Origin of the sequence: Stenotrophomonas sp. 1337 (assembly GCF_031455455.1) — a bacterium.
Lineage (GTDB): Bacteria > Pseudomonadota > Gammaproteobacteria > Xanthomonadales > Xanthomonadaceae > Stenotrophomonas > Stenotrophomonas indicatrix.
On sequence record NZ_JAVDSR010000013.1, the window covers coordinates 26,596 to 40,872 of the forward strand.

At 66.1% G+C, this 14,277-nt stretch carries 12 protein-coding genes; 7 read left to right on the forward strand and 5 right to left on the reverse strand.

The genetic code is table 11. The features are described from left to right. The first annotated feature begins 409 nt into the window (after nucleotides 1–409). The 4 genes from J2X70_RS16745 (at nucleotide 410) to J2X70_RS16760 (ending at nucleotide 2,554) form a co-directional block, all read left to right on the forward strand. Nucleotides 410–1,267 (forward strand): S41 family peptidase, encoded by an 858-nt coding sequence (locus J2X70_RS16745; protein ID WP_167552094.1) that lies wholly within the window; start codon nucleotides 410–412, stop codon nucleotides 1,265–1,267. 3 nt (nucleotides 1,268–1,270) lie between these two features. After that, the gene (locus J2X70_RS16750) at nucleotides 1,271–1,609 is read left to right on the forward strand and encodes a hypothetical protein (RefSeq protein WP_088100945.1); all 339 of its coding nucleotides are present in this window, start codon (nucleotides 1,271–1,273) and stop codon (nucleotides 1,607–1,609) included. A gap of 63 nt (nucleotides 1,610–1,672) precedes the next feature. Then, the gene (locus J2X70_RS16755; RefSeq protein WP_140225500.1) at nucleotides 1,673–2,032 is read left to right on the forward strand and encodes a transcriptional regulator; all 360 of its coding nucleotides are present in this window, start codon (nucleotides 1,673–1,675) and stop codon (nucleotides 2,030–2,032) included. Nucleotides 2,033–2,119: 87 nt separating this feature from the next. Next, entirely contained in the window at nucleotides 2,120–2,554 is a 435-nt protein-coding gene (locus J2X70_RS16760; RefSeq protein WP_059065110.1) for an SseB family protein, read from the forward strand. A gap of 57 nt (nucleotides 2,555–2,611) precedes the next feature. On the opposite strand, the gene J2X70_RS16765 is transcribed toward J2X70_RS16760, so the two are convergent. Further along, the gene (locus J2X70_RS16765; protein WP_309911304.1) at nucleotides 2,612–3,832 is read right to left on the reverse strand and encodes a multifunctional CCA addition/repair protein; all 1,221 of its coding nucleotides are present in this window, start codon (nucleotides 3,830–3,832) and stop codon (nucleotides 2,612–2,614) included. A gap of 90 nt (nucleotides 3,833–3,922) precedes the next feature. After that, the gene (locus tag J2X70_RS16770) at nucleotides 3,923–5,908 is read right to left on the reverse strand and encodes a transglycosylase SLT domain-containing protein (protein WP_032975397.1); all 1,986 of its coding nucleotides are present in this window, start codon (nucleotides 5,906–5,908) and stop codon (nucleotides 3,923–3,925) included. 151 nt (nucleotides 5,909–6,059) lie between these two features. On the opposite strand from J2X70_RS16770, the gene J2X70_RS16775 reads away from it, so the two are divergent. Further along, nucleotides 6,060–6,467, forward strand: a complete 408-nt coding sequence (locus tag J2X70_RS16775; RefSeq protein ID WP_025878672.1) for a biopolymer transporter ExbD — start codon at nucleotides 6,060–6,062, stop codon at nucleotides 6,465–6,467. A 399-nt stretch (nucleotides 6,468–6,866) separates the two neighbouring features. Beyond that, the gene (locus J2X70_RS16780; RefSeq protein ID WP_059065107.1) at nucleotides 6,867–9,731 is read left to right on the forward strand and encodes a TonB-dependent receptor; all 2,865 of its coding nucleotides are present in this window, start codon (nucleotides 6,867–6,869) and stop codon (nucleotides 9,729–9,731) included. A 79-nt stretch (nucleotides 9,732–9,810) separates the two neighbouring features. Here the strand turns inward: J2X70_RS16780 and fhuE are convergent, their stop codons facing one another. From fhuE to J2X70_RS16795, 3 genes are all read right to left on the reverse strand, one after another. Beyond that, nucleotides 9,811–11,943, reverse strand: coding sequence for a ferric-rhodotorulic acid/ferric-coprogen receptor FhuE (gene fhuE, locus J2X70_RS16785; RefSeq protein WP_025878670.1), 2,133 nt, complete (start codon nucleotides 11,941–11,943; stop codon nucleotides 9,811–9,813). A 182-nt stretch (nucleotides 11,944–12,125) separates the two neighbouring features. Further along, a complete protein-coding gene (locus tag J2X70_RS16790) occupies nucleotides 12,126–12,695 on the reverse strand; it encodes a M23 family metallopeptidase (RefSeq protein WP_025878669.1) in 570 nt (189 codons plus the stop codon). A 43-nt stretch (nucleotides 12,696–12,738) separates the two neighbouring features. Beyond that, a complete protein-coding gene (locus J2X70_RS16795) occupies nucleotides 12,739–13,212 on the reverse strand; it encodes an Lrp/AsnC family transcriptional regulator (protein ID WP_025878668.1) in 474 nt (157 codons plus the stop codon). Between the two features lie 72 nt (nucleotides 13,213–13,284). Between J2X70_RS16795 and J2X70_RS16800 the strand changes: the two genes are divergently transcribed. Continuing rightward, nucleotides 13,285–14,160, forward strand: coding sequence for an EamA family transporter (locus tag J2X70_RS16800; protein ID WP_025878667.1), 876 nt, complete (start codon nucleotides 13,285–13,287; stop codon nucleotides 14,158–14,160). Nucleotides 14,161–14,277 lie beyond the last annotated feature (117 nt).

A 14,277-nucleotide genomic window follows, 5' to 3' on the forward strand; every position in this document is an offset into this window, starting at 1 on the left:
CTGCAACGTCGTTGCAAGTCCGCCTCTGAAAAGCTTCATTCGGGACGCCAATCCCGGCCAACACAGAACGCGCTGGCATAAGGAATTTCACACGCTGGCCGGCCTGTTGGAATGAGTGAAGTTGCAGATTTCCGGAGGGTGCATGTCGTGCCAGAAACGACGCGTTGCGTGATAGCGCCAGGCCATTGGACACAGTTATCCTTCCCGTTCACTACATGACACGGAGTCGTCAATGCTGAAGTACAGGGATGCGCGCATAGCCATGCTCGGCATGCTTCTGATTCCATCCGCTGCCGGAGCGGCGGAAGCTGCGGTCGAACTGCCTACGCCTGAAGCACGTGACCAGATGTTGGAACTGCTGGAAACGCAGTCGCTGTATCGCGACCGCGTGGATTGGAGCGAGGTGCGCATGCAGCTGGCCGCCGCTGGCAGTGACCGCGTTCTGCAACGCCGTTTGCTGGATGAGGCGGCTGCACGCAGCAGCGGAGGGCATGGGCGATGGATCTCGCCCGGCGAGCAGCACCAACGTTCCCAGCGCGCCCAGCGTTTGAACGGGGGCCAGAGCGCTGCCTTGTCCGCGCCTCGGCAGGACAACCCACGCATCGGCATATTGCAGGTGAGCCCCTTCGTTGAGGATCTGCGAAAGAGCGAGCAGGAGCGCTATACGGCGCGCAAGGCGTACGCGCTGGCGCTGCAGCAGCGCATCGCCACCTTGGATGATGGTGCACGGTGCGGTTGGGTGGTGGATGTAAGCAGCAATGGCGGCGGCAATATGTGGCCCATGCTGTTGGGACTGTTGCCGTTGCTGCATGGAACCACGGATCCCGAGGGAGGCGTGATTGGTGGGTTCCGCAGTGCTGGCGGCCTGCAGCCCTGGCGGCAGGGGGAGGGAGCGGTGACGGCCGGCGGCAATGGCTCGCTGCGCTCGCGTCAGGCCACCTACACGTTGCGGGTGTCGCCCGCACCTGTCGCGGTCGTGATGGGTGCAGGCACGGCCAGTTCCGGCGAGGCCGTGGCGCTGGCGTTCCGCGGTCAGCCGGGCAGCCGCAGTTTCGGTCAGCCCAGCGCGGGCCTTTCCACCGGCAACCGCCCGGTTCCTCTGGTAGATGGCTCGATGCTTGTGCTGACAGGGAATGTGATGACCGACCGCAGTGGACAGGGCGATGGCGCCAAGCTGCAGCCCGACCAGATCACGCCTAGTGGCCCTTCCACCCTGCTGGCCGCAGAAACATGGTTGCTCGCCCAGCCGGCCTGCAAGGACGGCTGAGCCATGCTGCTGATCGGCCAACACGAGCGGGTGCTGATTGTCGGCCCCACCGAATCGCACCACTGCCTGCGCTGCCAGACCGAAACCGAATTCGCCCCGCAACTGCGCTACAGGATGGCGCGCATCGACCTGCTGTTCGGCTTCGTCTACCAGCGCCGCTACGAGCTGGCCTGCACCGGCTGCGAACATGGCTGGGTGCTGGATACCGAAAGCATGGACCAGCAGCTGGGCGGGGTACCGATCCCGTTCCGGCACCGCTTCGGCCTGCCGGTGATGCTGGTGATAGTGGCCGGGCTGGCGGTGGCGGGGTGGATGTGGCGGCATGGACACGGTGGGGGCTGACCTTATAACTGAAGTGCTGCGTGCGGCTTATGATCTGGTTGGCGCTTGTACTGCGGAGTTTCCATGAACATTCGTCCTATTCGCACAGAAGTCGACTACCAGAACGCGTTGCGCGAGCTGGAGGCCTATTTCGAGAACGAACCTGCGCTGGATAGCGAAGAGGGAGATCGTTTCGAGATTCTCGCCACCTTGGTGGAGGCCTACGAAGCGAAGCACTACCCGATCGAGCTGCCGGACCCGATCGAAGCGATCCGCTTTCGCATGGAGCAGGGCGGTCTGACCGTCAGGGATCTGGTGCCCTCGATTGGTCAGCTCAACCGCGTATACGAGGTATTGAATCGCAAGCGCGGATTGACTCTGGAGATGATCCGCAATCTGCACCGCAACCTGGGCATTCCGGCGGAAAGCCTGATCGGCCGCTGAGGTCGATTCCGCTGCGGAACGAGGTGTACGTAGGCTGATGCCGGGCCTGCTAAAGTTGCAGCCAGCAACCACGTACCGGAACCGACCATGGACCACGAAACGCCGTTCGAACCCGCCAACGACCTGGAAGTGCGCCTGTTGCAGGCCCAGGACGGAACCCTCACGGCCTCGCAGTTCCTCGACGGCCTGCTGACCGCGCCGGTGTTCGTGCTGCTGGACAAGGCCATCGGTGAAGACGGCGCCTGGGACGAGAGCATTTCGCCGCTGGTGCTGACCAGCGAAAGCGGCGAGCCGATGTTTGCGGTGTTCACCGCGCCCGAGCGCGCGGAGATCTGGCATGAGCAGCTGCCGCAGTTTGCCCACGCCATGCCCATCGCGGTGCATGCACTGCTGTCGGGCATCGGCGAGGGCGTCGGCCTGGTGCTGAACCCCGGCCTGGACGTGGGCATGGAGATGATTCCCGATGCCGTGGCGCAGCTGAAAGAGCGCGCTGCGGCGATCACCCGTGGGATGGCGCACTGATAGCGCTGTGGTTGCCGGCCAGCGGCCGGCACTACCGGTGACAGCGCCGGATAAGCATCAGCGGGCGGCGGCGATCGCCCGTACACGCGCCTTGGCCAGCGCCTCACCAATGGCCGGGCCTTTCAGGTTTGTGGTGTCCAGGTCACGCGCCTGCACTGACAGCGCCGCCCGGTGCAGGCGCTTGAGTGTTTCGCCCTGCGGGTAGTCGCTGTCCTCGAAACCGAGCCGGCCGCGCTTGTCGGCCTCGCAGCACAGCGCGATGCGTGCCACCCGCTCCGGCCGGCGCAACGCATCGCAGCGGCCCAGCAGTTCCAGCACGGTGGCATCGCGCAGTTCGTCGATGCGATGCACGTTCAGATGCTCGCGGCAGACGGCCTCGGCCAACTGCTGGTGCTCGGTCGGAATCTTCAGGCGCGCGCACAGTGCTTTCAGCGGTTTGATGCCGCGCTGCTCGTGCATGATGTGGCGCGGCCATTCCTCGGCCGGGGTCAGGCCCTTGCCGAGGTCGTGGGTCAGTGCGGCGAAGCCGACCAGGTCATCACCGGGCGCGAGCGTCGCCGCCATGTCGCTGACCATTTCCTGGTGGATGCCGGTGTCGACTTCCGGATGGAATTCCGCGCGCTGCGGTACGCCGTACAGCGCTTCCAGTTCTGGCAGTATCGGGCCAAGCGCGTGCGCGTCGTGCAGGGTCCGCAGGAACGCCGATGGGCGTTCGCACACCAGTGCCTTGCGCAGTTCCTGCCACACACGTTCCGGTACCAGCGCGTCGAGCTCGCCACTGGCGGCCACCTCGCGCATCAGCGCCATGGTTTCCGGCGCGACGGTGAAGCCGAGCGAGGCGAAGCGGGCCATGAAGCGCGCCGCACGCAGCACGCGTAGCGGGTCTTCAACGAATGCGGGACCGACATGGCGCAGCACGCGCTGCTCGATGTCGCGCGCACCGCCATAAGGATCGACCAGCGTGCCGCTGTCTTCATCGCAGGCGATGGCATTGATGGTGAAGTCGCGGCGCTGCAGGTCTTCTTCCAGCGTCACCGCCGGATCGGCATCGACCACGAAGCCGCGGTAGCCACGGCCGGATTTGCGTTCGGTGCGGGCCAGCGCGTATTCCTCGCCGGTCTTCGGGTGCAGGAAGACGGGAAAATCACGGCCCACGGCGGTGTAGCCCTGCGCTTCCATCTGCGCGGGCGTGGCGCCGACGACGACCCAGTCACGGTCGCCGGCAGGGCGCTGCAACAGGCGGTCGCGCACGGCGCCGCCGACAAGATAGATCTTCATGGGGGGATGATGGCACGGTAGCGCCGGGCCGTGCCCGGCCGAACACATGGCGTTCGCCGGGCATGGCCCGGCGCTACCGATACAGCGTGATCAATCGCCGCCCTGGTCGGCGTTGGCGGCGCAGGTGAAGGCCTTGCGCTTGTCTACCAGGCGGCCCATCAGGCGGTCGCTCAGCGGCAATGCGTCGCCATTGAGTCGCCAGTCGTAGATCACGCTGAAGGCCAGCACGCGGGCGACATACTCGCGCGTTTCCTTGTAGCTGATGGTCTCGATCCACAGGTCCGGATCGAAGCCCGGGCGCTGGGTCTGCCAGCGTGCGGTCGGCGTCGGGCCCGCGTTGTAGGCGGCGATGGTCACGTAGGGCAGGCCGTCGTACTTGTTCATCAACTGCCGCAGGTACGCGGTGCCGATGGCGATGTTGGTATCCGGGTCGTACAGGCTGTCAGCGCCGCCGTAGCCGGTCAGGCCGATGGACCTGGCCACGCCGGCGCCGGTCGCCGGCAGTACCTGCATCAGGCCCATCGCATTGGCAGGCGAACGCGCGCGCGGGGTGAAAGTGCTTTCGGCGCGGATCTCGGCGGCCACCCAGGCCGGGTCGATGGCATTGCGTGCCGATTCACGGCGGATCGTGGCGTCGTGGTGCAGCGGGAAGCGCAGGTCGTACAGGCGTTGCTCCTGCGGTTGCTTGCCGAGCGCGAACACCGCGCGGTCGAACCAACCGTTGTCCTGCGCTACGCGCACGGCGAGGCGACGCTGGGTGTCATCGAAGCGCGACAGCGCATTGTTCCATTCGGCCACCGCCCAGCCGGCGCGGTCGATCTGGTACAGCGCCATCGCCCGCTGGATGGCCGGATCGCGGGCCACCGCGGCCTGCGCCTGTGCGCTGTCGTTGGGCTTCCACGGGCACAGCGTGTAGGGCTGCTGCAGCTTGTCCGCAGCGAGGAAGCCATGGAAGGTCGGTGCGCGCGCGGCTTCGCGGAACAACGGCTGCGCCTGCTGTGCCTGGCCGGTCTTTTCCAGCATGCGGCCTTCGAAATAGCGCCAGCGCGAATCGTTGCGCTGGGTCGGGCCCATCTTGCGGATCGCTGCCAGCGTCGCCGGCCAATCGCCGCGCGACATCGCTTCGCGTGCGCGCCATTCGTGCAGGCGTTCGTCGTAGGCCGCATCGGGCACGGCATTCAAACGGCGAGCCGAGTCGGGCAGGTACGACGCCACCGTCCACAGGGCGATCTGGTAACGCACCTGGCCCTGCTGTTCGGCGCTCAGGCCCAGCGCCTGCGCGTACTGCGGCAGCTGCTGCTCGGTAGCGTCCGGGTCGGCCTTGGCCAGCTTGGCCAGGCCGTCGGTGGCGATGCGCCGGCTGCGCTCGTTGCGCGGCCAGTTCAGGGCGCTGGCATTGGGCTTGTCGACGAAGGCGGCGTAGGTGTTGGCCAAGGCCAGATCACTGGCCGGCAGGCCGCGCGCGGCCGAACGCATCACCGCCGGCTGCTGTGCATCGGCAGCGGCATCGATGCGTTCCCAGCGCAGCGCATCGCTCATGCCACCCTGCGCCTGCAGCACGGCGAACACGGCGTCGCAGGCATCGGGCAACGACTTGCCGTTCTTGCGCCACAGATCCTGGGCTTCACCGATCCACTGCGGGTCCAGCTTGCCGGTGGCCTGGCGCGCTGTCAGCTGCGCACAGCGCAGGCCGAGGTTGTCGGTGGGAGCCCAGTTGGCCAGCAGCGTCGGCCAGTCCTGGCGGCGCGCTACAGAGGGCAGCCAGGCGCTGCGGAAGCTGTTGGCCACGGCCTGGCCCTGGTAGCGCTTGAGGAAGGCCTGTGCCTGCGCCGTATCGACGGTGTCGATGTTGCGCCGCAGGTTGGCGAACTCCAGCCAGCCATACGCGGGATGGCGGCTGAGCGCGGCGGCCTGGCCGGGATCGAACTGGCCACGTTCGGCGGCGGCGATGGCGGCCTTCAGCTGGGCGTTCTGGGCATCGAGGGACTGGGCACTCGCGCAGCCGATCAGCAGCGTGGTGGCCAGCGGGAGCAGGGACAGGGCGGTCGAAGATCGTCGGGTCATGGCGACCAGCATAGCGGGCAGTGGCTGAATTCAGTTTCGCATTGTGTACACGGCCGAAGACGGCAACGACAGCTGAATGATGATGGGATCCGCACTGCCGCGAGGGCGGTTGTGCGGCGTAGGTTTGGGCTGGGGCGACCGGCCCTGCTGCAGGGAGCGGCACATGGCATTCAGTAGCGCAGGAAGAAGCGGCCCGCTGGCGGACATCAACGTCACGCCACTGGTGGATGTAATGTTGGTGTTGTTGATCATCTTCATCGTGACCGCGCCGATGTTGTCGCGGCCGATCAACGTGCAGTTGCCGCAGGCCACCGATCGCGTGGTGGATCGCCCCGAACCGCCGCCGCCGATCGAGCTGCGCCTGGATGCGTCCAGCCAGTTGAGCTGGGACGGGCAGCCGATGGCCATCGGCGATCTGCAGTCGCGCCTGCAGGCGCAGGCCAGCGAGCATGCCGGCAACCTGCCGGAGCTGCGCATCAGCACCGATCCGTCGGCCGAGTACGACGGCATGGCCAAGATCCTGGCCGCCGCCGAAGCCACCGGCATGCAACGCATCGCGTTCGTGCAGTGAGCGATTCATCGGTGCGGCCTTCCCAAGGGAAGGCCGCACGTGTACCGGTAGCGCCGGGTCATACCCGGCGGCAGACCTGCGATGTGCGCCGGGCTTGGCAGAGACCTCTTCGACACTTCGCCGGGCATGGCCCGGCGCTACCGTGACCCGGGCGGGCATGGCCCGGCGCTACCGTGACCCCGCGGGAATGACCCAGCGCTACGGCGATGTTGTCGTACGCGCATTCCGGTGAATACGTAGGCAAATGACGTTATCTGCTTTCAGAATCGTCAAATTCGCGTGAAAGAGTGTCGGGCATCACGCCGCGATGTTTACCGCTTGTTTACAAAGGAGACGCTGCCGCCATGCAGGGGGGAGCGCGGCAGTCCATGTCCCGACATTCCTTTGGAGAGAGAGCGAATGAATTACCTGCATCACCGCCCCTTGGCGGTTGCCGTCGCGCTGTGCGTGACCGCACTGGCCCCGTTGGGGGCTGCTGCCCAATCGGCCACCACCGACCTGGATCGCGTCGAAGTCACAGGTACCCGCATCAAGCGCGCTGAAGTGGAAGGCCAGGTGCCGGTCCAGACGCTCAACCGCGCCGACATCGAACGCACCGGCCTGACCTCGATCGGTGAAGTGCTGCAACAGCTCACCGGCTCGGGCTCGGCGCTCAATGCCAAGTTCAATTCGTCGGGCAACTTCGGTTTCCCACCCGACGGTAGTGGCGTCGGCGCGGGGTCGGCGCAGGTGGACCTTCGCCATCTCGGGGCCAAGCGCGTACTGGTGCTGGTCGATGGCATCCGCTGGGTCAATGAATCCTCGGCCTCGGGCGTGGGCTCGGCCACCGATCTCAACACCATCCCGCTGGCGATCGTTGAGCGCATCGAAGTGCTGGAAGACGGCGCATCGTCGCTGTACGGCTCCGATGCCATCGCAGGTGTGGTCAACATCATCACCCGCCGCGATTTCGATGGCGGCCAGGTGACGATGAACTACGGCCAGTATGGCAAGGGCGATGGCACGCAGAAGGGCGTGGACCTGGCCTGGGGCAAGAGCGGCGACCGTTACAGCCTGTTCCTGGGGGCAAGCTGGACCAAGCAGGACCCGGTGTATGCGAAGGACCGCGAGCAGTCGCGCTTCCCGATCCCCGGCACCGGCCTGGCCTTCGGCAGCGGCGGCATTCCGCAGGGGCGCTTCGCCTTCGTCGATCCCAACACCGGTGCCGAACAGGACATCGTGCCCAACACCGGCGTGAGCAGCCCGCGTTACGACGGCAGCGCCGGCTGCAACCGCACCGACGACTACCACTGCTTCACCAGCGCCGACCGCTTCAACTTCGCCGAATACAACATGGTGCTGACACCGTCGGAGCGTAAGGGCCTGTTCGGCCAGTTCCGGTTCGACATCACCGACAACGTGCAGTGGTACGTCAAGGCACTGGGCAACCGCCGCGAGTCGACCAACCAGGCCGGCCCGGAACCGCTGTTCTTCGGCCCTGATGGTGCCACCGGCAATCCGCTGGCCGACAACATCGTTGTCTCGGCACTGAACCCGTACAACCCGTTCGGCTTCGACCTGGTGTCGTCGGGCAACATGAGCCTGATCGGCCGCCGCCCGGTGGAAGGCGGCGCGCGCGTGTTCGAACAGCAGGTGGATACCACGTACTTCGCCACCGGCCTGGTCGGCAACTTCCAGGCCGCTGACCGCAGCTGGTACTGGGACGTCAACGGCATGTACAGCAAGAACAAGGCCGAGCAGACCAACTACGGCAGCTACAACATCTACAACGTCAACATGGCGCTGGGCGATCCTGCGGTGTGCGCGGCCACGCCGGGCTGCGTACCGCTGAACATTTTCGGTGGCGCCGGTTCGATCACCCCGGACATGCTGCGCTGGATCCAGCCGGTGGTGCGCGACCGCAGCCAGAACGAGCTGAGCCTGTTCACCGCCAACCTGTCCAGCGATCTGTTCACCCTGCCGGCCGGCCCGGTGTCCTTCGCTACCGGCCTCGAACACCGTAAGTACAAAGGTTCGTACCAGCCTGATCCGCTGACGGTGATCGGCCACTACAACGGCGTACCGTCGCAGCCGACGTCCGGTTCCTACGACGTCAACGAAGCGTACCTGGAGCTGAGCGTGCCGATCTTCGCCGACTCGGCACTGGGCAAGAAGCTGGACCTGAGCCTGGCTGGCCGCTACTCGGATTACTCGACCTTCGGTGGGGAATTCACTCCCAAGTACGGCCTGCGCTGGCAGGTGACCGATGACTTCGTGCTGCGCACCACCTATGCCGAAGGCTTCCGCGCACCGTCGATCGGCGAGCTGTACGGCTCGGCCGCGCGCGCCGATCTGCAGTTGTTCGATCCCTGCTCGGTGGGCCTGGGTGGCACACCGCCGCGTGGCAGTGCGGCCAACTGCGCGTCGCTGGGCGTGCCGACCGGCTTCCAGCAGGCCAACTCGCAGATCTCGGTGACCACCGGCGGCAACCGCGAGCTGGAGCCGGAGCGGTCGCGCAGCTTCAGTGCCGGTTTCGTGTGGAGCCCCTGGTTCGGCAACGATGCATCTTGGTCGGAGCGCTTCGACGTGGAAGTGACGTTCTACCGCCACAACATCGATGGCGCGATCCAGGCGATCAACGCGCAGACCCAGCTGGACCTGTGCGTGGATACCCTGGACCCGATCTACTGCGATGGCATTACCCGTGCCAGCACCGGTGCGGTCAGCAGCTTCAACAACCGCCTGACCAACCTGGGTTCGATCAAGACCGACGGCTGGGATGTGGACCTGTTCTGGACCCTGCCGCAGAGCTCGATCGGCCAGTTCAAGCTGGGCTGGAAGAACACCTTCGTCGGTCGCTACGAGGCCACCGGTGCGGCCGGCCAGCGGCAGCCGCAGAAGCCCGGCGTGGAAGTGGCTGACAGTTCGATTCCGGAATGGACCAGCAACGCCAGCATCGGCTGGACGCTGGACAACTGGAGCGCCAACTGGACGGTACGCCACATTTCCGAACTGACCGAAGACTGCGGTGACGCCGTGGCGTTCCCGGTGTGCAGCAACCAGGCCGCCGGCACCAACACGCTGTCGGCCACCACCTTCCATGACATGCAGGTGGGCTACAAGATCGACTGGATGAAGGGCCTGCAGCTGACGGCGGGCCTGAACAACGTGTTCGACAAGGATCCGCCGATCTGCCTGTCGTGTTCGTTGAACGGCTATGACGCCTCGACCTACGACATCCCGCGTGGCCGTTACTGGTACCTGCGCGCGGACCTGCGGTTCTGATGTGGGTACAGCAGCGCCGGAGAGATTCCGGCGCTGCTGTTGCTGCGGTAGCGCCGGGCCATGCCCGGCGACGGTTCCTTCAGAACGACCAGGTAAACGTCAGCGAGCCGTTGCGACCATCGCCATACGCACCGTAACCGGTGATCTGCGAGTAGTACTTCTTGTCCAGCAGGTTGTTGAGGTTGGCCTGCACGCTGAACTCCGGCGAGATGCGGTAGCGCACGAACGCACTGACCAGCGCATAGCCTTCCTGTTCGAAACGACCCACCACCGGCGCTGCGTAGTAGATGCGGTTCTGCCAGTTGGCGCCGCCACCGACGGTCAGTTCCTGCAGCGACTGCGGGGTGTAGCTGGTGAACAGCTTCAGCGCGGTCTGCGGCAGGTTGGTGTTGATGTCGGCGTCATTGATATCCTTGGCCACGTAGCGCGACGCACCGAAGGTGGCATTCCAGCCCGGTGCCAGTTCGCCGTTCAACTCGAACTCGAAGCCACGGCTGACCGTGCCGCGTGCGGCGATATAGGCCGTTTCATTCTGCTGCCCATCCACCTTGTCCATGGTGGCTTGGCCGACGTTGTCCTGTTCGATGCGGAACACGGCCAGCGAGGCATTCAGGCGGTTGTCGAACCAGGCGCCCTTGACGCCCACTTCGTAGCTCTTGCCATCCACCGGGTCCAGGTAGCTGCCCTGCTTGTTGCGCAGCGTCTGCGGCTGGAAGATTTCGGTGTAGCTGGTGTACGCCGAGTAGGTGTCGTTGATGTCGTAGACCAGGCCGGCGTACGGCGTGGTGACCTTGTGCGAGCGATCATTGCCTTCGTCTTCGCTCTTCCAGTCGGTGTAGCGCGCACCGACGATCAGCTTCAGCGGATCAGCCAGTGACAACCGCGCGGCCACGTAGCCGGCCTTCTGGGTGATGGTGCCTTCGCTGGCCAGTGCCAGTGGATTCCAATTCGGCTGGGGGATGTTGCCGGTCCAGTTGAGGTAGGTATCGAACGGGGTCCAGCCCGGGCCGCCCATCTGGAAATCGCCGTAGTTGGCGAACTCGCGCTTGTTGTAGCTCAGGCCGGCCATGAACTGGTGCTCGCGATCGAACAGCTGGAACGGACCATCGATGTAGCCGTCGATGCCATCGACCTTGCGCTCGGTATTGTAGAAGCCAGCCATCGGCGTTACGCCCGCGCCGGTTGTCTTGTCGAAGGCGGTGTAGGACGGATAGAACAGCTTGTCATCGGCCTGGGTGCGATCATGCGTGGCGCCGATCTTGAACTTCCAGCCATTGCCGAACGCGTGCTGCAGGGTGGCGAAGGCGCGCTTGCTGGTGGTGTCCCAGTAGGTCCAGTCCGGCGAGGGATTGAACGACGTCGGGTAGTTGGTTGCAGTGCCGTCCGCGTACCACATCGGGAAGCCGCCCCACGTCGCGCCGCTGGCCTTCTTGTGCTGGTAGTCGTAGCCCACGCTGAGCTGGGTATCGGGGGTCAGGTCGGCATCGATCACCGCGTAGCCGAGGGTCTTGCGCTGGTTGTAGCGGTCCATCTGCGCGTCGGTGTCCAGGTAGCTGCCGATCACGCGGCCGCGTACGGTGCCGCTGGCGTTCAGCGCGCTGCCCACGTCCACGGTGGTGCGGGTGCGGCCCCAGCTGCCGACATTGACCGACACGCTGCCGGTCAGTTCGGCGCTGTCGGCGTGCTTGCGGATCAGGTTCACCGAGGCGGAAGGATTGCCGGCGCCGCTGAGCAGGCCGGTGGCGCCACGCACCACTTCCACGCGGTCATACAGGGCCAGGTCCAGGCCGGAGTCACCATAGCTCCAGTTCTGCACCATCTGCGTGGGCAGGCCATCGAACTGGTACGCATCGATGTAGAAGCCGCGCGCATAGAACTCGGTGCGCTCGCTGTCGGACTGGGTGCTGGTGACGCCGGTGGTGTTGCCCAGCACGTCGATGATGTCGTCCAACTGCTGATCTTCGATGCGCTGGTGGCTGATGATGCTGACCGACTGCGGGATCTCGCGCGGCGCCAGGTCGAAACGGGTGCCGGCCGAGGTACGGCGCACCGAATAGCCTTCGGCGCGCTCGCCCTTCACTACGACCTTGTCGAGGGTGGTCGGGTCGGTGGCGGTTTCGGCGAAAGCGGTGGGTGCGACGGCGCAGAGCGCGACGAGCACGGCAACGGACAGCCGCTGCGGCTGCGGGGTACGGAAGGCGGGACGGATCATGCGGATTCCTGCAACGGGCACGCGCGTTCGGCCGTCATCCAGGAGTCGAGGCGCTACGGGTAGGGGAAGGGCGGGCAGGCCGTCCTGGCACCACCGGAAACGAAAGAAATGGTAATACGAACTATTCCTATTTACAAATCATGAACAAACGCGTGCGACCTCGCGGCTCGGCTCGGTTGCCGTCAGCGGGTGCCCTGCGGTTGCAGCAGCGGCAGCGGGTCCCGCGCGCCGTCGGCGCCATAGATGCCCCAATGCAGATGGGGCGGCGTGCCCTTGGCGTTGCCGCTGTCGCCAACATGGCCGAGCAGGTCGCCGGGTTGCACCACCTGGCCGCGCGCCAAGCCATCGGCCCAGTCTTCCAGGTGCGCGTAGTAATAGCGCTCGCGTCCCGGCCCGATCACCCAGACCTGGCGGCCACCGAGTCCGCTGTCGCGGATGTCGGCGACAACGCCGGGGGTAGCGCTGCGCACCGGCGTGCCGCGCTTGCCGAAGATGTCGATACCCGCGTGCGTGCGGTCGCGCCCGCGCGGTGCGCCGAAGGTATCGGCGATCTGCCGGGGCCGCACGCCGTCCACCGGCACTGGCAGTTGCGTGGCCGGTGGCATGCGCGAGAGTGTCCACAGCATCTTCGGTGCGGCAGCCCACGGGCTGTTCCAGAAGGCCATCGCCGCGATGACCAGGATCAGCAGGACGGCGCCACGCAGCAACCAGCGGCGCAGGCGTCTGGCGTTGGAGGGGGAAGCGGTGTTCATGCGTCACCAGTGTAGGAGCAGGACAGGCTCGACGGCATCTGCGTCATGTCAGCGGCACGTCGAACCCGCGCTTCAACGTGCCCAGCGCCACCGACGTGCGGAAGCGCTCGATGTTGTCATCACCGCCGAACAAGCGCTCGGTGATCGCCTCGTATTCCTCCATCGATGCCGCCGAGAGCAGCAGCAGGAAATCGCCGTCGCCGGTGATCGAGTAACACTGCTGCACGGCAGGGTCGTCCTGCACGCGGCGGCGGAACGGGGCGACCTTCTCGCGCTGTTCGCTGACCACGCGCACCTCGACGATGATGGTCAATGGCCGGCCGATTTTCGCAGCGTCGATCACCGCCACGTTGGCGGCGATCACGCCGCTGTCCTGCAGGCGCCTGATCCGCCGCTGCACCGCCGGCGTGGACAGGTGCACGGCTTCGGCGATCTGCCGCTGCGGCAGGGTGTTGTCCTGCTGCAGGAGGGCGAGGATGGCGCGGTCGAAGCTGTCCAGCACGGGGGCGGTGGCCATGGTGAGCAGAAGTTGCGCGGACGGGCCGTCAATTGAGCCAAGTGCTCGCCGCCGACGCAATAGACTGGCGGCATGCAGACTTCTCGAATCGCGCCGATGTTGCCGGCGCTGGCGGTGCTCGGCTCGGTCACCGCACTGGCCATTGGTACCTCCTACGCCAAGCAGCTGTTTCCGTTGATCGGCGCGCAGGGCACCAGCGCGCTGCGCGTGGGCTTTTCAGCGCTGTTGCTGCTGCTGTTCTGGCGGCCATGGCGCTGGAAGACCAGCCGCGTGGATGCGGTCACCATCCTGCGCTACGGCCTCACCCTGGGCCTGATGAACCTGTTGTTCTACATGGCCTTGCGCACGATCCCGTTCGGCATCGCGGTGGCCATCGAATTCACCGGCCCGTTGACGGTGGCGATGCTGTCGTCGCGGCGGCCGATCGATTTCCTGTGGGTGGGTTGCGCGGCGGTCGGGCTGCTGTTGCTGCTGCCGATCGGCGGCGGCCCGGCACTGGACCCGGTGGGCGTGCTGTACGCCATGGGGGCGGCAGCGTGCTGGGGCCTGTACATCGTGTTCGGCAAGCGCGCCGGCCACCTGCACGCCGGGCATTCGGTGTCGCTGGGGCTGCTGGCCGCGTCGCTGGTGGTGGTGCCGGTGGGGGTGGTGCATGCCGGTGCGGCGTTGCTGGAGCCGAAGATCCTGCTGGCCGGGCTGGTGGTGGCGCTGGTGTCCAGCGCGATCCCGATGTCACTGGAAATGATGGCGCTCAAGCGCCTGCCGAAGGAGACCTTCGGCATCCTGATCAGCATGGAACCGGCGGTGGCCGCGCTGTGGGCGATGCTGCTGCTGCATGAGCACCTGCATGGCCTGCAGTGGCTGGCCATCGGCTGCACGGTGCTGGCCTCGGTGGGCAGCACGATGACCGCACGGCGGTTGAAGGTGCCGGTGGCGCAGGCGGGGTAGCGCCGGGCCATGCCCGGCGGAGAGCGTGCGGACCAACGGTCGGCACCCACCAGGTCAGCCTGCCAACGGGGTCCGCACCCACCAGGTCAGCGTGCCAACGGGGTCCGCACCACCAGG

Coding starts and splice junctions, on each gene's coding strand:
- J2X70_RS16745 (WP_167552094.1), top strand. CDS start 410: ATGCAGCTGGCCGCCGCTGGCAGTGACCGCGTTCTGCAACGCCGTTTG.
- J2X70_RS16750 (WP_088100945.1), top strand. CDS start 1,271: ATGCTGCTGATCGGCCAACACGAGCGGGTGCTGATTGTCGGCCCCACC.
- J2X70_RS16755 (WP_140225500.1), top strand. CDS start 1,673: ATGAACATTCGTCCTATTCGCACAGAAGTCGACTACCAGAACGCGTTG.
- J2X70_RS16760 (WP_059065110.1), top strand. CDS start 2,120: ATGGACCACGAAACGCCGTTCGAACCCGCCAACGACCTGGAAGTGCGC.
- J2X70_RS16765 (WP_309911304.1), bottom strand. CDS start 3,832: ATGAAGATCTATCTTGTCGGCGGCGCCGTGCGCGACCGCCTGTTGCAG.
- J2X70_RS16770 (WP_032975397.1), bottom strand. CDS start 5,908: ATGCTGGTCGCCATGACCCGACGATCTTCGACCGCCCTGTCCCTGCTC.
- J2X70_RS16775 (WP_025878672.1), top strand. CDS start 6,060: ATGGCATTCAGTAGCGCAGGAAGAAGCGGCCCGCTGGCGGACATCAAC.
- J2X70_RS16780 (WP_059065107.1), top strand. CDS start 6,867: ATGAATTACCTGCATCACCGCCCCTTGGCGGTTGCCGTCGCGCTGTGC.
- fhuE (WP_025878670.1), bottom strand. CDS start 11,943: ATGATCCGTCCCGCCTTCCGTACCCCGCAGCCGCAGCGGCTGTCCGTT.
- J2X70_RS16790 (WP_025878669.1), bottom strand. CDS start 12,695: ATGAACACCGCTTCCCCCTCCAACGCCAGACGCCTGCGCCGCTGGTTG.
- J2X70_RS16795 (WP_025878668.1), bottom strand. CDS start 13,212: ATGGCCACCGCCCCCGTGCTGGACAGCTTCGACCGCGCCATCCTCGCC.
- J2X70_RS16800 (WP_025878667.1), top strand. CDS start 13,285: ATGCAGACTTCTCGAATCGCGCCGATGTTGCCGGCGCTGGCGGTGCTC.